Raw genomic sequence first — 18,257 nt, forward strand, 5'->3', positions numbered from 1 at the left:
GGTGTAAATCCCTTACCTCACCACCCCCGGAAGGAGCACCTGAGACGTGTGGTTACCATATGAGCGCTGCCTAGCTCGAAAGATGGATCCGTGACTGTCAACGACGACTCGTTCACCAACTGGAAGATCCGCGAGGAGATCGCGGAGTCGATGATCCCGCTCATCGGGAAGCTGCACCGCGAGCGGGATGTGACCGTCCTGCTGCACAGCCGCTCCTTGGTGAACAAGTCGGTGGTCAGCATCCTCAAGACGCACCGTTTCGCCCGGCAGATCGACGGCGCGGAGCTGTCGGTCACCGAGACCATGCCGTTCCTCGAGGCCCTGACCACCCTCGACCTCGGACCCTCCCAGATCGACCTCGGCATGCTGGCCACCACCTATAAGGCCGACGACCGCGGCCTGAGCGTGGCGGAGTTCACCGCCGAGGCCGTCGCCGGTGCCACCGGCGCCAACAAGATCGAGCGCCGTGAGCCGCGCGACGTCGTGCTGTACGGCTTCGGCCGCATCGGCCGGCTCGTCGCCCGTCTGCTGATCGAGAAGTCCGGCTCCGGCAACGGCCTGCGCCTGCGCGCCATCGTCGTGCGCGGCGCCGGCGGCGAGGACATCGTCAAGCGCGCCTCGCTGCTGCGCCGCGACTCCATCCACGGCCAGTTCCAGGGCACGATCACCGTCGACGAGGCCAGCAGCACCATCGTGGCCAACGGCAACGCCATCAAGGTGATCTACGCCGACGACCCGTCGGCCGTGGACTACACCGAGTACGGCATCCGGGACGCCATCCTCATCGACAACACCGGCAAGTGGCGCGACCGCGAGGGCCTGTCCAAGCACCTGCGCCCCGGCATCGAGAAGGTCGTGCTGACCGCGCCGGGCAAGGGCGACGTCCCGAACATCGTGCACGGCGTCAACCACGACACCATCAAGCCGGACGAGCAGATCCTGTCCTGCGCGTCCTGCACCACCAACGCGATCGTGCCGCCGCTGAAGGCGATGGACGACGAGTACGGCGTGCTGCGCGGCCACGTGGAGACCGTCCACTCGTTCACCAACGACCAGAACCTGCTGGACAACTACCACAAGTCCGAGCGTCGTGGCCGCTCCGCGCCGCTCAACATGGTGATCACCGAGACGGGTGCCGCCTCCGCCGTCGCCAAGGCCCTGCCGGACCTCAAGGCGAAGATCAGCGGCAGCTCGATCCGTGTGCCGGTGCCGGACGTCTCGATCGCGATCCTCAACCTGCAGCTGGCCCGCGAGACCACCCGCGAGGAGGTCCACGACTACCTCCGTGAGGTGTCGCTGACCTCGCCGCTCAAGCGCCAGATCGACTTCATCACGGCGCCCGACGCGGTCTCCAGCGACTTCATCGGCTCGCGCCACGCCTCGATCGTGGACGCCGGCGCCCTCAAGGTCGACGGCGACAACGCGATCCTCTACCTCTGGTACGACAACGAGTTCGGCTACTCCTGCCAGGTCGTCCGGGTCGTCCAGCATGTGTCGGGCGTGGAGTACCCGACGTACCCGGCGACGGCCGTCTGACGGACAGCCATGCACTGACGGACAGCCACGCACAGGCTGCGGCCGCCGACCGGGGTTCCGGTCGGCGGCCGTCCTGCTGGGGCGCGTGCGGTCAGGCCTTCGCCGGTCCGGCGCAGGCGCCCGCGGCACACGCGGTGAGCCACTGGTCGAAGTCGGCGTCGTAGCGGGTGCCGATGCCGTCGTGGTAGACGGCGTATCCGCCGGCGTAGTCACCGACGCGGAAGCGGGCGAGCATGCTCTGGACGTCGTCGGGGTGCTTCTCCGTCATGTAGCGCACGGCGAGGTAGCCCCACGGGTAGGTGCGGGTCACATCACTGTTGTCGTAGGTGCTCTCGAAGAGGGTGCTCAGCTTGTACGTGTGCTTGGCCGCCTCCTGGACCGCCTGGTCGTCGGCGATGCCGCGGTAGCTGTAGGACACGTACTCGGCGAGGCCCTCGATCCACCACACGTCCGGGACCGAGATCTGCTGGTCGAAGGCGCCCTTCATGTCGTCGCGGCCGTCGAGGAAGTGTGTGTACTCGTGGTTGAGGTTCCAGATCCGGGCCGTGAAACCGTCGTCGGAGGGCTTCTGGTACATGATCGACGTGACGTGGTTCGCCGGGTCGGACGGGTTGCCGTCCAGGGTCATGCCGCCGTTGTCGGTGTCGATGCCGTAGATCGGGCCGGCGTAGGTCTGGTAGTCGGCGCGGCCGGCGAACACCACCAGCTGGATGGTCGACACGTACTGGCCGGGTATCGCGCCGTCGGCCTTGACCACACCGCGGAAGTAGGCGCTCTGGTTCAGCACGCTGGCGCAGGCGGCGTCGAGGTCGGCGTCGGTCAGCGACTGGGCGAGGATGGTGACGTTCCCGTCGCAGTGGCGGCTGACCGGCAGGACGGCCTTGGTCAGCTTGCCGGGCAGGTCGCAGACGTCGTAGTAGGAGCAGTTGGCGCCGTCGTAGGCGTTGGCCTGGGTGGCCACGGCGACCCAGAGTCCGGCCGTGGGTCCGGTCATCGCGGTCCGGTCCAGCACGTCCTTGGTCAACGGGCGGACGCTTTCCTGGAGTTCGGGGTGCTCGACGTAACGCGCCAGGTTCATCCCGGCGTTGGAGTCCAGGAAGGCCAGGTCGGTGCCGAGCTGGTCGGTGTTGGCGAGCGCGAAGTCGTACAGGGTGTCGATGACGCGCGGGTCGGACTCGACCGCCTTCACGTACGCCGGGTTCCAGTTGCCGCGCCACAGCGGGGTGTAGACGTTGTTGACGGCCCGGACCATGCTGTCGATCGAGTCGTAGGAGCTGTCGTAGGCGTTGAGCAGCCGCCGGTAGACGGACAGATAGCGGCCCTGCTGGTCGGCGCTGTCGGTGAGGATGACCGTCTCGCCGAGGATGTCGCCGTTGGGTGCGCTGACGTCCCGGGAGTGGGAGCGGGCGAAGAAGGCGTCCAGACCGGCCGTGACGGCCGAGGTGAGGCGGGAGCTGTACGGCCCCACGTCCGCGGAGTGGTTGAACTGCACGTAGTAACCGGCTCGCAGGAAGAGGACCAGCTGCTCGATGCTGCCGGAGTCGTCACCCCGGTACTGCCCGGCCGTACGCGTGTACGCGCTCGCGACGGTCAGCATCTGGGCCTGCCGGAAGACGTCGTGCGCGTCCTTGCCGGTCACCGTGAAGAGGGTGTTGACGCAGTCCGTGGACGAGGCCTTCACGAAGGCGACGAGGGCGGAGCCGGACCGGCTGCCGAAGTCGCCCGGGGTGCAGGAGGCCGCGGTCGCCGCCTTGCGGGCCGGCTTGCCCGTGAGGGGCTGCAGGGGCGGGAGTTGGGCCGGGCTGAGCCGTCGGGCCTGACTCGCCGAGTGCTCGGTGACGGCGGTGGTCGCGCCGGCCGGCGACGGTACGGACGTGTGCCCGTGGGGAGCGGTGGCGGCAGCGGTGTGCGGCTGCGGTGCCGCGAGCGCCGGCGTGGCCAGCAGAGCGGTCACGGTGACGCAGACGGCCGCGGCGCCGGCCAGGCGTCCGCCCGTGCGGGGGTGCCTGCGGCCGGGCATGCGTCTGGGCAGCGCGAAGCGATAGCGCATCTGGGGTTCCTCCACGAAGGGATGCGCCTCGGTGGGGTGTTGAGGCGTGTGAGGCACTGTCTCAGCGGGCCACCCGGCTCAACAATGCCGTGTGACATAGCACATGCCACTGCCCGCTCATAACATCACGGCGCGCCTTTGACACAGCGCGGCCCCGTCCCCGTACGGAGCGTCTGGCGGCTAGGCCCCGGTGACGCTCCACGTCCGCGAGGCCCAGGCCCGCAGGTGGGGGGCTTGGGCGACGAGGTCGCCGTAGGCGGCCGTGGCGGAGTGGGAGAGCGCCTCCACGACCTCCTGGGTGACGGTGTCGGGCCGCCAGGCCAGCACATAACGGCACCACAGCGGGGAACCGACCAGTGGCTTGACCACGACGTGCGGGATCGGCCGCAGCGTCGGCTGCACGAGCGACACCCCCAGACCGTCGGCGATCATGCTCTGCAGCTGGGTCTGGTCGCCGAGGAACTCATGGACCGTGACCGGGGTGAACCCGGCCGCCGCGCAGGCGTCGTAGAACACCCCGGGCCAGCCGGCGCCGTCGTCCGGGGTGACGAACCACGCGTCCTCGGCCAGATCGGCGAGCTGGACCTGGGCGCACTGACGCAGCCGGTGCCGGGAGGGCAGGGCCACGAACGTGGGTTCGGTGACGATCCCGCGATGCCGTACCGCGCCCGAGTGGCGCAGTTCCATGCCCGGATAGTCGGCGGCGATGGCCGCGTCCACCGCGCCGTCCTCCAGCAGCTCGACGATCCGCGAGGAGGCGTAGACGCTGGTGACCGCGAGGGACAGTTCCGGCATCCGGCCGCGGACGCGGGAGACCGTGCCGGACAGCATGGGCGAGTTGGTCGCCGCCACGCGCAGGGTACGGCGGGCTCGGGCGGCGGCCGGGCGGTGGCCTATGGCGTCGGCGCGGGCCAGCACGTCGCGGGCCTGGGCGACGACCTCGGCGCCGTAGCGGGTCGGCCGTACTCCGCTCGTGCCGCGCTCGAAGAGCGGCTCGCCGAGGTGGCGCTCGATGCGCCGCAGCTGGGTGCTCACGGCGGGCTGCGAGTAGCCGAGCTGTGCCGCGGCCCGGCCCACGCTTCCCGCGTCGGCGATCGCGCACAGCACCCGCAGGTGCCGCAGCTCCAGCTCCATCGCGCCACTCCCCGCTCCGTCCACGGCCCCGGGAGATCCGTCCGCCTCCCCGGGAAAACCACTGCTCACAGCCGCCGCCGGCCGTGGTCGCGACCGGCGGACCGAAGCGTCGCACTGTGCCGCGTCCGGCACAAGTCGCAGGTCCGCCGAGCTCGGGACACCGTTCGCGAGCGGACCGGTCCCTGTCGATGCCGGCCCAGCGCCCCCGCGACCCGGATGAAGCCGTCCGTGCCGTGACCGGGGCCGATGGTGCGCCGGGCCATGCCCGCCACGGCACGCAACACGCCCGCGTCGATCCCGTGCGCCTCGAAGACGGCCACGGCATGGGCCATGGTCGACGCGGCCGAGGCGAGGGGATTGACCGCCCCGGAGTAGGTGCCGTCGTCGGAGTCCTGCGCGAAGTCGGCGAGGGGTGCCGGTTCGCCGGCGGTGACACCCTCCGCGCGGGCGATCGCCACGGAGTGCGCGTAGCCCGCCGTCGAGCTCCGGAAGAGGTCGGGCAGCGCGATGGCGAAGGTGGCGGCGCGTCCGCTCCCGTCCCGGGTGGCTGCTGCCAAGTACGCTGCCGGGGTGCCGCGCACGGCGAGTCCTCGCGCAAGGCCATCGTCCGGCGGAAGCACGCTCGGCGGAGCTGGGTGCGCAATTAGCCGACGGTGCCGGTGTGTTGCGTGGTCCGGCCGGAGTCCGGCGGGGGCTCGCGGCCTCCCGTGCTCGCCGAGGCGGGCTTCACCGCGGAGGACACATGTACGGGCGGTTCCGCGGAGCAGCGGTCCGGGCGGGCGCCCCTGCCCTGACGGCAGAAGCGCCCGCTTTCGTCAGTACGCCCGCGCCACGACCGCCACGTTCCCCGGCTGCTCGTCGCTCTCCGGGACCGAGCCGTCCGCCGCGACCAGGCAGCGTACCGACATCCCCTGCTCGGCAAGTCTCGACTCGCCCTCCGGGCCCAGCGTGGCCCAGGGGATGCGGACCCAGCCGGTGCTCGCCGCCTCCACGGCCTCCTCCAGCGTGGTCACCTCGACCGTGCGGTCCTCACGGCGCCGGCGGGACTGCTCCAGCAACAGCGCCTGGTCGTCCTCCAGCACCCCGGGCAGCAGCGCGGACAGCGCCTCGGTCGTGACCGGCTCCTTGGTGCCCGGGATCCGGCGGACGAGCACGGCGGTGCCGTTCTCCAGGTCGCGGGGCCCCACCTCGATCCGTACGGGCACGCCCTTCAGTTCCCAGTCGACCGCGCGCCGGCCGAACGGCACGTCCGTGCGGTCGTCGACGCGGACCCGGACACCCGCCTTCCTCAGCCGGTCGCCGATCGCGTGGACCCTGGCCAGGACCGCCGCGTCGTCCTTGACGGCGAGGACCACCGTCTGCACCGGGGCCAGCCGAGGCGGGACGCGCAGCCCGTCGTCGTCCCCGTGCATCATCACCAGTGCTCCGACCATCCGCGTGGTGGAGCCCCAGGAGGTCTGCCAGACGTATTCCTGCGAGCCGTCCCTGGACAGATAGCGGGTGTGGAACGCCTTCGCGAAGTTCTGCCCCAACTCATGGCTGGTGACCATCTGGAGGGCCTTGCCGTCGCCCATCATGCTTTCCAGCGTGAGCGTGTTGACGGCGCCCGCGAAGCGCTCCTTGACCGTCTTGCGGCCGGAGACGCAGTCCGCCGCGAGGACGTTCTTCAGGAAGTCGCCGTAGACCTCGCGCTGGATGTGTGCCGCGAAGGCACGCGCCTCCTCGTACGTGGCGTGCGCGGTGTGTCCCTCCTGCCACAGGAACTCCGTGGTGCGCAGGAACACCCGCGGGCGCAGCTCCCAGCGCACCACGTTCGCCCACTGGTTGATCAGCAGCGGCAGATCCCGGTAGCTCTGCACCCATTTCGAGAAGTACTCGTTGACGATCGTCTCGGAGGTGGGGCGGACCACGACGGGCTCCTCCAGCTCCTTGCCGCCTCCGTGGGTGACGACGGCCAGCTCGGGGGCGAACCCCTCGACGTGCTCGGCCTCCTTCGTCAGGTACGACTGCGGGATGAGGAGCGGGAAGTACGCGTTCTGCGCGCCCGCGTCCTTGATCCGGGCGTCCATCTCCTGCTGCATCCGCTCCCACAGGCCGTACCCGTACGGTCGGATGACCATGGTGCCGCGCACCGGTCCGTTGTCGGCCAGCTCCGCCTTGCTGATCAGGTCCTGGTACCAGCGCGGGAAGTCGTCCGCCCGGCGTGTGAGAACGGGTGCCTTTGCCATGCCCGGCAGGTTAGGGTCCGTCACCGCCGCCCGCGAACCAATTACGGCCCCCGCCGGTCCGCTTGACGACTCCGGCCCCGATGCGACTTTTATCGATACAAAGGATCGCGGATCGGAGTACCTCCGTGTCCACCGCCACCGCGATCATCAACCTCGGCATCGAGGGAGCTTCCGGGTCGGTGAGACACGCGTGGCCGGCGGGCCGGCCTTCGACGGTCGTCGGGCCCTTCTCGCTGGTGCTGCGCGAGTCCACAGGCGACTGACCCCTATGCCACTCCCCGTTTGCCTAAAAGCTTTAGGCAGCTCCATAATGGGTTATGGCAGACGGGAGACACGCCATGGTGCGCGCAGGTCTGAACACCGAGCGTCTCGTCCGGGCGGGCGCGGAACTCGCCGACGAGGCAGGCTTCGACCAGGTGACCGTGTCGGCACTGGCACGGCGGTTCGACGTCAGGGTCGCGAGCCTGTACTCACACCTGAAGAACTCCCAGGACCTGAAGACGCGGATCGCGCTGCTCGCCCTGGAGGAGCTGGCCGACCGCGCCGCCGATGCTCTCGCCGGCCGGTCCGGCAAGGACGCCCTCGGCGCCTTCGCGGACGTCTACCGCGACTACGCCCGCGAACACCCCGGCCGCTACACGGCCGCCCGGCACCCGCTGGACCCGGAGACGGCCGCCGCGAGTGCCGGGGCACGGCACGCCCAGCTGACCCGGGCCATCCTGCGCGGCTACGACCTGGCCGAACCCGACCAGACCCACGCGGTCCGCCTCCTCGGCAGTGTCTTCCACGGCTACGTCAGCCTCGAGGCGGCCGGCGGATTCAGCCACAGCGCCCCCGACTCACAGGAGTCGTGGACGCGGATCGTGGACGCCCTCGACTCCCTGCTGCGCAACTGGCCCGCCCCCTGACCCCCTGGACACGTCGGATGATGCACACCACGCCCCTGACCGCCGATCTCGTCCGCGGCGCCCTCGATCTGGAGCGCACCGCCCACGGCCTGCTGCCGCACCGGTTGCCGGCCCGCGCCCGCGCGCAATGCGCCGATCCGCAGCTGGCCATGGCGGAGTCCCAGCCCTCCGGCGTACGCCTGGTCTTCCGCACCCGCGCGACCGCCATCGAGCTGGACACCCTGCCGACCAAACGGGTCTACGTCGGCGCGCCGCCCCGCCCGGACGGCGTGTACGACCTGCTCGTCGACGGACGTCCGGCCGGCAGCGGCCGGGTCGCCGGCGGCAGCACGCTCACGATCGACATGGCCGCCGGGACCGCCGAACACCGGCCGGGCCCCGTCGGCACCGTACGCTTCACCGGGCTGCCCGACGCCGGCAAGGTCGTGGAGATCTGGCTGCCGCACAACGAGACGACCGAACTCGTCGCCCTGCGCACCGACGCGCCCGTCGAACCCGTACCGGACCGGGGCGGCACGGTGTGGCTGCACCACGGCAGTTCCATCAGTCACGGCTCGGACGCAGCGAGCCCGACCACCACCTGGCCCGCGCTCGCCGCGTCCCTCGCCGGGGCGGAACTGATCAATCTGGGGCTGGCCGGCAGCGCCCTGCTCGACCCGTTCACCGCGCGCACCCTGCGCGACACGCCCGCCGACCTGATCAGCGTCAAGCTCGGCATCAACGTCGTCAACAACGACCTGATGCGGCGGCGTGCGTTCGGCCCCGCCGTCCACGGCTTCCTCGACACCGTGCGCGACGGCCACCCGGACACCCCGCTGCTCGTCGTCTCGCCGATCCTGTGCCCCCTTCACGAGGACACGCCGGGCCCCAGCCTCCCGGACTTCTCCACCCTGAGCGAGGGGCGGCTGCGGTTCCGGGCGGCCGGGGACCCGGCGGAGACGGCGAGCGGGAAACTCACCTTGGGAGTCATCCGGGAGGAGCTGGACCGGATCGTGCGCGAGCGGTCGGCCGAGGACCCGCATCTGCACCACCTCGACGGCCGTGACCTGTACGGTGAGGCCGACTTCGCCGAACTGCCGCTACCCGACGGCCTCCACCCGGACGCCGCCACGCACCGCCGGATCGGCGAACGGTTCGCCGCGCTGGCGTTCGGGCCGGGCGGCCCCTTCGCGGACTCCGTCGTCTGACCGTACGGGCCGGTTCACACCAGGTGGGCGAAGACGACGAGGTTGTCCGTGTAGTCCCGCACCTCGTGGTCGTAGTCCCCCGCGCAGGTGATCAGCCGGACCTCGGGGCGCTGGGCGTCGGCGTAGACCCGCTTGCTGGGGAAGGCGTCCTTGGCGAAGGTCTCGGCGCTGTCCACGACGAACTCGGCGTCGCTCCCGTCGGCACGCTGCACGGTGAAACGGTCACCGCGCTGCAGCTCGCCGAGGCCGGCGAAAACGGCCGCGGACGTCGTCGTGTCGACATGCCCCGCGATGATGGCGGTGCCCTTCTCGCCGGGTGACACACCCTTGGCGTACCAGCCGACGAGGTTGGTGTCGCCCGCCGGCGGGGGCTCCAGCTGACCGGAGGCACCGATGTCCAGGGTGGTGAAGGGAGCGTCCACGGAGATCTTCGGGATGACCAGGCGGATCGGCGCGGACCGGGGCAGCGCCGCACCGGCCTGCTGCGGATCGGCCTGCGCGGCGGCGCTCGCACCCGCGGCACGGGACGCCTGCGAGGCGCCGTCCGAGCCGTGGTGTCCGCCGAACATGGTGACGGCGAGGATCGCGATCGCCACGCCCCAGAATGTCAGCCGCCCGCCACGGCCCGGACTCTGCCCGTCCGCCGGCGGTTGCGCGGGGGGCGAAGAGGAGGAATCTGCTGCCATCGGACACCACCTCACTCGGGCACGGCAGCACGGGGATCAGAACAGGGGACGCCGGTGCGCATGGCCCGGCGCGCGGGGGGAGGAACGCTCACGGGGCACGGCGGGACGGGCGGGTGCACGTCGCCAGGCGTGCGGGCGGGTGCGCAGGGACCCGTCGCCGCGGGTGCGGGCCGCCGACGCGGTGGGCGCGTCGGCGGCGGCCGCAGCCTCTCGTCACGAGTCGTCGGATCAGGACGCCGGCTGGCCGGCCTTCTTGCGGCGCAGCGCGTACATGCCGGCGGCGCCCACGCCCAGCACGGCCATACCGCCCGCGGTGACACTCGGAGTGGCAAGCGCGCCGCCGCCGGTGTGCATACCGCCGTGCGGCTTCTCGTGGTCGTCGCCGCCTCGCTCGTCGCCGCCTCGCTCATCGCCGCCGCGACCGCTGTCCCGGCCGCCGCTCTTGCCCCCGTCCCGGTAACTGTCGGGGTCGAACCGGCTGTCGTCGCGCCCCGAGTCCGAGTCCGAGCCCCAGTCGTCGCCCTGCACCATGGCGAGCGCTCCGCCACCCGTGTGCATTCCACCGCGCGGCTCGTCGTGTCCGCGGCCCTTGTCGTGGTCGTCGCCGTGATCATTGTCGTGGTCGCGGCCCGAGTCGTCGCCACGGTCACCGCCGTGGTCGTCACCGGAGTCGTGGTCGCGCCCCTGGCTGTGGGAGGAGCCGTCCCGGCCTCCGTCGTCACCCGCGGACACCGCGAACGCGGCGCTGGGCGCGGCAAAGGCGAGGGCTGCGGTAGCGGCAGCCGTCGCCAGAATCATGCGGGCAGAACGCATAGTGATGTCCTTCCGCCGTGGTCGGGCAGCGGATACCTCATCAGCTGTATGAACCCGGCCTCGACATGAACCACCGTCAGTGAGCCCCCCGGCTCCCACCATCCGGGCCGCCCAGCCGGGTCACCGCACCACCCGTCTGCCCCACTTTCCCCCCAGGCGTACCCCTCGTCCGGGCGAATCGGTCCGTTCGAGGACCGGACGGCGCTCGGGATACCCATCCCCTCTTGTTATGACCGCCGTCATAACGCAGGCTGGTGCCGGCAGCGCGGAGTGTCGACGCGGTGGGAGGCAGCGGTGGCGGACGGGATGGCACGGGAGCTGTGGGAGCGGTACGAGCCGGTGCACGATCTCGTGTACTTCGCGCCGGAGGTGCGCCAGGAGGCGGACGCACTCGGGATGCGCGGGTTCTGGATGGGCTACTTCGCGCTGCGTGCCGCACCGCTCGGTGCCGTTCCCCCGGCCGTCGTGACGAGCTGTTTCTACGTCTTCCACCCGGCCCGGGTGACCCGGGCGCTGCCGGACGCCTGGTCGTACGCGAGTCCCACCGACGTGCTGGCCGCCCGCCAGGAAGCCCTGGACGCGGTGATGACAGGCCTGTTCGGACCGGACACCGTGGGCTCAGCCGCGTTCGCCGAGGCCGCCGACCTCGCCTGGGAGGCCGCCGCCGCGGCGGACACCGCGGGCCGGGTGCTGGCCGCGGCGAATCAGGCGCTGGAGCGCCCGGACCGCCCCACCGCGCGGCTGTGGCAGGGCCTGACGACCCTGCGCGAGCACCGGGGCGACTCGCATGTCGCGGTGCTGGTGGGTCAGGGGCTCGGGCCGGTCGAGGCCATGGTGCTCAAGGCGGCGGCGGGCGAGTCCGACGGGGCGCTGCTGCGGGAGACACGCAAGTGGGAGCAGTCGGACTGGGAGGCGGCCGGGACACGGCTGCGCGAGCGCGGGCTGCTCACGGCCGACGGCTCGCTCACCGCGGCCGGGGCGGTGGTACGCGCGGAGGTGGAGGCGCTCACGGACGCGGCGGCCGAAGGACCGTGGAGCGCGCTCGGCAGCGAGCGCACCGCACGCCTGGCCGAGCTGCTGGAGCCGCTGGCGCATACGGTGGAGAGCTCGGGTCTGCTGCCACCGGGCAATCCGGTGGGCCTGACCCGGGGCTCGTACCGCGCCGGCCGCTGACCCGCCCTCGGGCCGACTGCCGACTGCCGACTGCCGACTGCCGACTGCCGACTGCCGACTGCCGACTGCCGACTGCCGACTGCCGACTGCCGACTGCCGACTGGGCGAACTCCCCGGGGCCCCTTGGGTCACCCTCCGCTCTCCATGGGAACCATGGGAACCGTCATGGAACAACCCGGATGCCACCCCCTTCGGCCGGTCCCCTCGGCGTCCCGGCCCGGGGTGCCGGGTCGGGGACGTCGTACGGATGGCGGGGTGTCGGGGGTTACCAGGTCACCGGGAGCCGCTCGGGGATCCGCTTCATGAAGCCCGTGCGCCAGACCAGTTGGCTGGGCGGTACGGCGAGCGCGAGGTCCGGGAACCGGTCGAGGAGGACCTCCAGGGCGATCCGGGCGTGCGCGCGGCCGAGCGCGGTGGCGGGGCAGTAGTGGGCGCCGCCGCCGAAGGAGAGGTGGTCGGCGGTGTTGTCCCGGTGGATGTCGAAGCGGTGCGGGTCGGGGAACTTCTCCGGGTCGAGGTTGGCCCCCTCCACCAGCACAAGGACGAGTTCGCCCGCGCGGATGTGGACGTCGTCGAGCCGGACGTCCTCCAGGGCGAGGCGGGGCAGGGCGTCGCCGATGGAGAGGTTGACCCGCAGCAGCTCCTCCACACCCGGGCCGATCAGGTCCGGGCGCTCTCGCAGGAGGTCGCGGGCGATGGGATGGGTGAGCAGGTACACCAGGGCCATGGAGAGGAAGCCCGAGGTGGAGATGGTTCCCGCGCCGAACATCGTGACACCGACGGTGGCCAGCATCTCGTCGCTGAGGTGCGCGTAGTCGGGGTCGTCGCGCAGGGTGGCGAGTTCACCCATCAGGCCGTGCGTCGCCGGGTCGTCGAGCAGGGCCGTCATCCGGGCGATGTCCCGGTCCCAGTTGATCTTCGCGCCGGTGATCGGGCACGGGGAGTTCATGAAGGCGATGTCGAGGCTGCGCAGAAAGCCCGGGGCCTCGGTCTGCGGGATGCCGAGGATACGGCAGTGCATACCCGCGGAGTACGGCTCGCAGAACGCGCCGCGCAGGTCGGCCGTCGGGCCGTCGGCCGCCATCCGGTCCACCAGCCGGTACGCCTCCTCGCGCAGCCATTCCAGCAGGCCCGGTGACTTCGGGTTGAGCGCCTTCAGCACCGCCCGGCGCAGCCCGGCACCGGTGATGTTGCCCATGTTGTTCACGACCTCGGGCGGGATCGTGAGGGCGTACTGCCGGGGCACTCCGGGGGTGGAGGTGTCCTTCAGGGAGAACCGGTCGTCCTTCAGTACCTGCGCGCACAGCTCGTACGACGACACCAGCCAGGCCTCGTCGCCGGCGATGGTCCGCACCCGCCGTACGGGGGTGGCGGCGCGTACCTCCTCGACCTCGGCGGGGACCCGGGTGCCGTCCCAGGAGAAGGGGAAGTCGAGCAGGGGCGGGTGGTCGGTGCGGGTGTCGGGGGCGGTGGTCATGCCGCGGTTCCTTCCAGGGCGGTAGGGGTGACGATGGCGTGGCCCTGGTTGCGGGAGGCGCGCAGGCCGGCGCCGCGGGAGTACAACAGTTCGGCCATCGGCAGGAGTTGGTGGTAGCAGTTGAGTGATGAGGGCACTTTGAGAATGGCGGGGGTGTCCAGGAAGAGCGGGGCCTCGGCGCACACGTACTCCAGGCACACGGCGCGCTGCCGCTCGGTCGGCGCGTCGCCCCGGGCACTGAGGAAACGATTCACCAGGGCGTCGCACACGGCCCGGAAGGCTGCGTCGGAGGCCAGGCGCGCCTGGAGGTGCCGGTGGATGTCCTGGTAGGCGGGGTTGGTGCGGAACTCCGACATCGGGTGCCAGTCGAGCCGCAGACCCTCCGGGTCGGCCGCCGACACGGCGTCACGGACCTTGGCGCGTACCCCGCGCAGGTTCTTCACCGCCTTGCGCCGGGCCTCGTCCGGCGGGTAGCCGGAGGCCTCGTACATCTCGGCGACGTACAGGTCGGTGTACACGAAGTCGACCCTGTCGAAGTGGTCCAGTCCCCAGCGGGCGAGGTCGTGCAGGCGACGGGCCGAGAAGTAGCTGTTGCCCGGGGACACACCGATCACGGCGTGCGCGCCCTCTCCGAGAATGACTTCGCAGTGGGAGGTGTACGGCTGGACTTCGAAGACGTCGGCCATCAGCACGGATGCTGTGGTCAAGGGGGAATTCCTCCGCCGCGCGCTAGTCCCTTCGGAGCCCTGTGCCCCTGGTGTGGCAGCGCGGCGCCCTCACGCTAGCGGTACGGAATCAGCACGGGTAGTTACCGCCGGGGTTTGGCTGAAAACCGTCGTAGCAATGGTTGAAGTTCCCTACTACGGGCCTCCGTTGCGGGTCGTAGGCTGGTGCCGTGGTCAACCGAGACGAGGATCACGAGGATCCGCGGCGGGCGGCGTCCCGGCTCACCGGACGCCCGGCCACCGGCGCACCGGCCGCGTCCGGGTCACCGGCCCAGGTCACGCTGGACGGCGGGACTTCGGTGATGGTCAAGCGAGGCGACGCTCCGGGGGCCGTACGCGCCGAAGTGGCGGGACTGCGCTGGCTGGCCGCGGCGGACGCGGTCCGGGTGCCGGAGGTACTCGGGTACGACGAACGCTGGATGGTGACGGAGCGGGTGCCGACCGGGCGGCCGGAACCGGCGGCAGGGCTGCATTTCGGCCAGGCCCTCGCCGCGCTGCACGCCGCGGGCGCTTCGGATTTCGGAGTGCCGCCGCCAGAGGGCCCCGAGGACGCGTTCATCGGCCTCGCCCCCATGCGCAACACGCCGGGCACGGAGTGGCCCGGCTGGTACGCCGAGCACCGGGTGCTGCCGTATGTGCGCGACGCGGTCGACCGCGGCACGCTGCGCCCCGGCGAGGCGGCCGTGTTCGAGCGGGTCTGCGCGCGGCTGCCGGAGCTGGCCGGCCCCGCCGAGCCGCCCGCCCGGCTGCACGGGGACCTGTGGAACGGGAACGTGCTGTGGGGCACCGACGGCGAGGTTTGGCTCATCGACCCGGCCGCGCACGGCGGTCACCGGGAGACCGACCTGGCGATGCTCCAGTTGTTCGGCTGCCCGTATCTCGACCGGGTGCTCACCGGCTACGAGGAAACGGCACCGCTCGCGGCCGGCTGGCGGGAGCGGGTCGGCGTGCACCAGCTCTTCCCGCTGCTGGTCCACGCGGTGCTGTTCGGACGCGGATACGCGGAACAGGCCCTCACCGTGGCCCGCAGCGCACTCGTGGCCTGACACAGACCCCGGCCCCTCACCGCCCCTTGTCCGGGCGGCCCTCCCGACGCGCCCTCGGCCTGCGGTTACGGAGCGTAAGGAAACCAATCACCCGTTCGATTCGTATAAGGACGTGAAAGCCGAATCAGGGAGAGACCATGCAACCGTTCACGCTCAACTACGCACGCCCCGCTGTGCAGTTGGACGTCACCACTCCGTACGCGTACGACTCCGGACTGCAGTTGAACGTCCTCCCGGACGGGCGGATCGCCGCCACCGACCATGCGACTCTCAGGGCACTTGGAACCACGACCTCGACGGCGGGCTCCAAGACGCACTTCGACGACTGAAACGCGGGCTCTGGAAGATGACCGTGCTCATCCTGACCAGTGAAGAAGACGTGACGGCCGACATGGTGGTCCTGCGGCTGGGCGAGGCCGGCGTTCCGGTCGTCCGGCTGGACCCCGCCGACCTCACCAACGGGGTGGCGCTGTCGGGCGAGTACGTGCAGGGCGCCTGCCGTGGACACCTGTCCGCCGGCGGACGCCTGGTGAGCATGAACGGCCTGCGCTCCATCTGGGTCCGCAGACCCGGGAACGCCGCCGCCCGCGCCGCCCAGCCGTCCGCCTGGCTGACCGAGGAGTCCTCGCAGGCGCTGTACGGCATGCTGCGGGCCACCGACGCGCGCTGGATGAACCATCCGGACGCGGCCCGGCGCGCCCGCCACAAGCCCTGGCAGCTGCGCCTCGCACAGCACAGCGGCCTGGCGGTGCCGGCCACGCTGATCACGACGTTCCCGCAGGCGGCGCGGGAGTTCGCGGAGCGCTTCCCGGACCTGGTGGTCAAGCCGGTGTCGGGCGCGCATCCGCAGGAGCCGCCGCGTGCGGTGCCGACCAGCCGGGTCGCGCCGGACACCGACTTCTCGGCGGTGGCCTTCGGTCCGACGCTGCTGCAGCGGCGGATCACCAAGCGGGCCGACATCCGGCTCACCGTCGTCGGCGACACGCTGCTGGCCGCGCGCAAGCCCACCGACCCGGACGCCCACCCGGACGACGTGGACGTCCGTTTCGCCCCGTCGGTCTCTCCCTGGCTGCCCGCGGACGTGCCGCCGCGCGTCGCCGAGGGCGTACGGCGGTACATGAGGGGCGCGGAACTGGCGTACGGCGCATTCGACTTCGCGGAGGACGCGGACGGGATCTGGTGGTTCCTGGAGTGCAACCAGTCGGGTCAGTTCGGGTTCGTCGAGATGGACACAGGTCAGCCCATCTCCGCCACGATCGCCACGTGGCTCGCCGAGGGCGGGGATCGGGACCGCAGGTGTGCGGAGGGCGACCGGAGCGCAGCATCTTGAGGGTGCGGGGATCGGCTGGGAGAAGGGAACGCCACATGCGTATCGGACTGCTGGGGACGGGCCCGTGGGCCCGGGCGGCGTACGCCCCCGCCCTCGCCGGGCACACCGGTGTGGAGTTCGCCGGAGTGTGGGGCCGCCGGCCGGCAGCGGTCAGGGCACTGGCCGGGCAGTACGACGTCCCCGCGTACGCCGACGCGGACGCGCTGCTGGCCGACGTGGACGCGGTGGCCGTGGCGCTGCCGCCGTCCGTGCAGGCCGAGTTGGCGGTGCGGGCGGCTCGGGCGGGCCGTCATCTGCTGCTGGACAAGCCGCTCGGGGTGTCGGTCGCCGAGGGGCGGGCGGTCGCGGAGGCGGCGGAGCGGGCCGGGGTGGCGTCGGTGGTGTTCTTCACCGCACGCTTCCAGAAGGAGCCGGAGGCCTGGATCGAGGAACAGGCGGGCGAGACGGGCTGGTTCACGGCCCGTGCACAGTGGCTGGGGGCGGTGTTCACCTCCGACAGCCCGTTCGCGGCCTCCCCGTGGCGGCGGGAGAAGGGCGCGCTGTGGGACGTCGGCCCGCACGCGCTGTCGGTCCTGCTGCCGGTTCTCGGTGACGTACGGCAGGTCGTGGCGGCGGCGCACGGTCCCGCGGACACCGTCCACCTGGTCCTTGACCACGCCACCGGCGCGTCGAGCACGCTCACGCTGACCCTCACGGCGCCACCGGCGGCGGCCGGGGCCGATGTGGAACTGCGTGGCGAGGCGGGCGTGGCGCTGATGCCGGGGAGTTCCGAGGGAGCGGTCCCCGCGCTCACCCGCGCCGCCGACGCCCTGGTGCGGGCCGCCCGCACGGGCCGCCCGCACGCCTGCGACGCCGCGTTCGGCCTGCGCGTCACCGAGATCCTGGCCATGGCGGAGTCCCGCCTGTCAGCCCCCGGGGACTAGATTCTGCCGTCACATTCCCGCCCGCCCGCCGGGCGGGCGGGAGGGGGCGCGGGCAGTGGCGGCGGGCGGTGCCGTCTCGATCACCACCCCGTCAGCAGGTCACCCGGCGCTGACGACGCCGTCGGCCCAGAAGTTGATGCGCTCCCGTACGACGGGGTAGCCGGCCGTGGAGAAGTGGGCGGCCATGGGGACGTTGGTCCGGTCGGTGGCGGCGGCGATGGACTCGGCGCCCTGAACCGCCAGGAACCGGGTGCATTCGGCGAGCAGGTCGTAGGCGTAACCGTGGCCCCGCTGCTCGGGCACGACGCCGATGAAGCCGACGCAGGGCCCGGACGGATTGCGTGCGGGGATGTGGATGCCGACCGTCTCGCCCTCGGGCGTGCGGGCGATCTGCCACCACGCGCGCGGGGACGGAAACCAGCGGAAGACGTCCAGCTCCTGCTGTGCCGCCCGGTCCGGTCCGCCCTGCTCGATGGCCCGGCGGGCGTGCGCGTCGAGGGTGACGGAGTGGATCCGGCGCAGCAGGCCGAAGAACACCGCGTCGTCCGGCTCTCCGGAGAAGAGCAGGCGGCCGGGCCGCTCGGGCAGGCCCCGGTCCGGGGTCCAGCGGTACAGGAACCGCTCCACCAGGGGGGCGTAACCGGCCGCGCGGGCGGCAGCGGCGCGGACGTCGGCGGCGGCCCGCTGCCCGGTGTCGGCGCGCCAGCCGGCGGGCAGGTCGAGTTCGAGTTCGTCGGTCCGCCAGGGTGCCGTGCGCAGGAGTTCGGCTCCGGCCTCCTCCTCGCCCTCGGCCACGTCGAACCAGTTGATCACGAGCGGCTCGGGGTCCTCGGGGCGGCCCCACCAGGCGGCGCGGGCCACGGTACGGCCGTCGCGTACGGCGATGCGCTGCCAGTCGGGGCGGTAGCGGGTGCGCCGGTGCTTGTCCCGGAACGCCAGCGGGTCGGGCATGGTGTGGAAGAGATGCGCGGTGCTCTCGTCGAGCGTGTGGATGACCGGGGTGGTCATGGATTCCTCCGGGATGCGTGCCGCGCTGCGGCG

18 protein-coding genes are annotated in these 18,257 nt (G+C 71.8%); 9 read left to right on the plus strand and 9 right to left on the minus strand.

The genetic code is table 11. The annotated features are described in order from the left end of the window. Window positions 1-90: 90 nt before the first annotated feature. Window positions 91-1,536: a glyceraldehyde-3-phosphate dehydrogenase gene (locus ABZ624_RS18225; RefSeq protein WP_360089245.1), complete on the plus strand. Its 1,446-nt coding sequence runs from the start codon at window positions 91-93 to the stop codon at window positions 1,534-1,536. A gap of 91 nt (window positions 1,537-1,627) precedes the next feature. Here ABZ624_RS18225 and ABZ624_RS18230 read toward each other — a convergent pair whose 3' ends face one another. From ABZ624_RS18230 to proS, 4 genes are all read right to left on the minus strand, one after another. Continuing rightward, entirely contained in the window at window positions 1,628-3,586 is a 1,959-nt protein-coding gene (locus ABZ624_RS18230; RefSeq protein WP_360089248.1) for a collagenase, read from the minus strand. Between the two features lie 180 nt (window positions 3,587-3,766). Next, a complete protein-coding gene (locus ABZ624_RS18235) occupies window positions 3,767-4,720 on the minus strand; it encodes a LysR family transcriptional regulator (protein ID WP_360089251.1) in 954 nt (317 codons plus the stop codon). A 65-nt stretch (window positions 4,721-4,785) separates the two neighbouring features. Beyond that, window positions 4,786-5,301 (minus strand): hypothetical protein, encoded by a 516-nt coding sequence (locus ABZ624_RS18240; RefSeq protein ID WP_360089253.1) that lies wholly within the window; start codon window positions 5,299-5,301, stop codon window positions 4,786-4,788. A gap of 234 nt (window positions 5,302-5,535) precedes the next feature. Further along, the gene (proS, locus tag ABZ624_RS18245) at window positions 5,536-6,948 is read right to left on the minus strand and encodes a proline--tRNA ligase (RefSeq protein WP_360089256.1); all 1,413 of its coding nucleotides are present in this window, start codon (window positions 6,946-6,948) and stop codon (window positions 5,536-5,538) included. A 125-nt stretch (window positions 6,949-7,073) separates the two neighbouring features. Between proS and ABZ624_RS18250 the strand changes: the two genes are divergently transcribed. The 3 genes from ABZ624_RS18250 to ABZ624_RS18260 all read left to right on the plus strand — a co-directional run bounded on the left by ABZ624_RS18250 (window position 7,074) and on the right by ABZ624_RS18260 (window position 9,043). Further along, a complete protein-coding gene (locus ABZ624_RS18250) occupies window positions 7,074-7,211 on the plus strand; it encodes a hypothetical protein (RefSeq protein WP_360089259.1) in 138 nt (45 codons plus the stop codon). 75 nt (window positions 7,212-7,286) lie between these two features. Then, on the plus strand, window positions 7,287-7,856 hold the full coding sequence (locus ABZ624_RS18255; protein ID WP_360089262.1) for a WHG domain-containing protein: 570 nt from the start codon (window positions 7,287-7,289) through the stop codon (window positions 7,854-7,856). A gap of 20 nt (window positions 7,857-7,876) precedes the next feature. Further along, on the plus strand, window positions 7,877-9,043 hold the full coding sequence (locus tag ABZ624_RS18260; RefSeq protein WP_360089406.1) for a GDSL-type esterase/lipase family protein: 1,167 nt from the start codon (window positions 7,877-7,879) through the stop codon (window positions 9,041-9,043). 14 nt (window positions 9,044-9,057) lie between these two features. Here the strand turns inward: ABZ624_RS18260 and ABZ624_RS18265 are convergent, their stop codons facing one another. Continuing rightward, the gene (locus ABZ624_RS18265; protein ID WP_360089265.1) at window positions 9,058-9,729 is read right to left on the minus strand and encodes a class F sortase; all 672 of its coding nucleotides are present in this window, start codon (window positions 9,727-9,729) and stop codon (window positions 9,058-9,060) included. A gap of 228 nt (window positions 9,730-9,957) precedes the next feature. Beyond that, a complete protein-coding gene (locus ABZ624_RS18270) occupies window positions 9,958-10,542 on the minus strand; it encodes a hypothetical protein (protein ID WP_360089268.1) in 585 nt (194 codons plus the stop codon). 294 nt (window positions 10,543-10,836) lie between these two features. Here ABZ624_RS18270 and ABZ624_RS18275 point away from each other — a divergent pair, with 294 nt between their 5' ends. Continuing rightward, window positions 10,837-11,715 (plus strand): hypothetical protein, encoded by an 879-nt coding sequence (locus ABZ624_RS18275; protein ID WP_360089271.1) that lies wholly within the window; start codon window positions 10,837-10,839, stop codon window positions 11,713-11,715. Window positions 11,716-11,980: 265 nt separating this feature from the next. Here the strand turns inward: ABZ624_RS18275 and ABZ624_RS18280 are convergent, their stop codons facing one another. Both ABZ624_RS18280 and ABZ624_RS18285 read right to left on the minus strand, forming a co-directional pair. Beyond that, on the minus strand, window positions 11,981-13,192 hold the full coding sequence (locus ABZ624_RS18280; RefSeq protein WP_360089274.1) for a cytochrome P450: 1,212 nt from the start codon (window positions 13,190-13,192) through the stop codon (window positions 11,981-11,983). Continuing rightward, window positions 13,189-13,899, minus strand: a complete 711-nt coding sequence (locus ABZ624_RS18285; protein WP_360089277.1) for a tRNA-dependent cyclodipeptide synthase — start codon at window positions 13,897-13,899, stop codon at window positions 13,189-13,191. The genes ABZ624_RS18280 and ABZ624_RS18285 overlap by 4 nt, the downstream gene beginning before the upstream one ends. Window positions 13,900-14,087: 188 nt before the next feature. Here ABZ624_RS18285 and ABZ624_RS18290 point away from each other — a divergent pair, with 188 nt between their 5' ends. The 4 genes from ABZ624_RS18290 (at window position 14,088) to ABZ624_RS18305 (ending at window position 17,216) form a co-directional block, all read left to right on the plus strand. Beyond that, window positions 14,088-14,963, plus strand: a complete 876-nt coding sequence (locus ABZ624_RS18290; RefSeq protein ID WP_360089280.1) for a fructosamine kinase family protein — start codon at window positions 14,088-14,090, stop codon at window positions 14,961-14,963. Window positions 14,964-15,100: 137 nt separating this feature from the next. Then, window positions 15,101-15,292 carry a putative ATP-grasp-modified RiPP gene (gene tgmA / locus ABZ624_RS18295; protein ID WP_020938095.1) on the plus strand — a complete coding sequence of 64 codons (192 nt, stop codon included), beginning with the start codon at window positions 15,101-15,103 and terminating at the stop codon, window positions 15,290-15,292. Between the two features lie 17 nt (window positions 15,293-15,309). Beyond that, entirely contained in the window at window positions 15,310-16,293 is a 984-nt protein-coding gene (gene tgmB, locus ABZ624_RS18300; protein ID WP_360089282.1) for an ATP-grasp ribosomal peptide maturase, read from the plus strand. A 35-nt stretch (window positions 16,294-16,328) separates the two neighbouring features. Then, window positions 16,329-17,216, plus strand: coding sequence for a Gfo/Idh/MocA family oxidoreductase (locus tag ABZ624_RS18305; RefSeq protein ID WP_360089284.1), 888 nt, complete (start codon window positions 16,329-16,331; stop codon window positions 17,214-17,216). A gap of 99 nt (window positions 17,217-17,315) precedes the next feature. Here ABZ624_RS18305 and ABZ624_RS18310 read toward each other — a convergent pair whose 3' ends face one another. Next, the gene (locus ABZ624_RS18310; RefSeq protein WP_360089287.1) at window positions 17,316-18,224 is read right to left on the minus strand and encodes a GNAT family N-acetyltransferase; all 909 of its coding nucleotides are present in this window, start codon (window positions 18,222-18,224) and stop codon (window positions 17,316-17,318) included. Between the last annotated feature and the right edge of the window lie 33 nt (window positions 18,225-18,257).

The sequence above is a fragment of the Streptomyces sp. NPDC007205 genome (assembly GCF_040634095.1).
In the GTDB taxonomy this organism is placed as follows: Bacteria; Actinomycetota; Actinomycetes; order Streptomycetales; family Streptomycetaceae; genus Streptomyces.

What these genes read in the sequence shown, in the direction of transcription:
- ABZ624_RS18230 (WP_360089248.1), bottom strand. Translation starts at nt 3,586, where the DNA reads ATGCGCTATCGCTTCGCGCTGCCCAGACGCATGCCCGGCCGCAGGCAC.
- ABZ624_RS18235 (WP_360089251.1), bottom strand. Translation starts at nt 4,720, where the DNA reads ATGGAGCTGGAGCTGCGGCACCTGCGGGTGCTGTGCGCGATCGCCGAC.
- proS (WP_360089256.1), bottom strand. Translation starts at nt 6,948, where the DNA reads ATGGCAAAGGCACCCGTTCTCACACGCCGGGCGGACGACTTCCCGCGC.
- ABZ624_RS18255 (WP_360089262.1), top strand. Translation starts at nt 7,287, where the DNA reads ATGGTGCGCGCAGGTCTGAACACCGAGCGTCTCGTCCGGGCGGGCGCG.
- ABZ624_RS18260 (WP_360089406.1), top strand. Translation starts at nt 7,877, where the DNA reads ATGCACACCACGCCCCTGACCGCCGATCTCGTCCGCGGCGCCCTCGAT.
- ABZ624_RS18265 (WP_360089265.1), bottom strand. Translation starts at nt 9,729, where the DNA reads ATGGCAGCAGATTCCTCCTCTTCGCCCCCCGCGCAACCGCCGGCGGAC.
- ABZ624_RS18270 (WP_360089268.1), bottom strand. Translation starts at nt 10,542, where the DNA reads ATGCGTTCTGCCCGCATGATTCTGGCGACGGCTGCCGCTACCGCAGCC.
- ABZ624_RS18280 (WP_360089274.1), bottom strand. Translation starts at nt 13,192, where the DNA reads ATGACCACCGCCCCCGACACCCGCACCGACCACCCGCCCCTGCTCGAC.
- tgmA (WP_020938095.1), top strand. Translation starts at nt 15,101, where the DNA reads ATGCAACCGTTCACGCTCAACTACGCACGCCCCGCTGTGCAGTTGGAC.
- tgmB (WP_360089282.1), top strand. Translation starts at nt 15,310, where the DNA reads ATGACCGTGCTCATCCTGACCAGTGAAGAAGACGTGACGGCCGACATG.
- ABZ624_RS18305 (WP_360089284.1), top strand. Translation starts at nt 16,329, where the DNA reads ATGCGTATCGGACTGCTGGGGACGGGCCCGTGGGCCCGGGCGGCGTAC.
- ABZ624_RS18310 (WP_360089287.1), bottom strand. Translation starts at nt 18,224, where the DNA reads ATGACCACCCCGGTCATCCACACGCTCGACGAGAGCACCGCGCATCTC.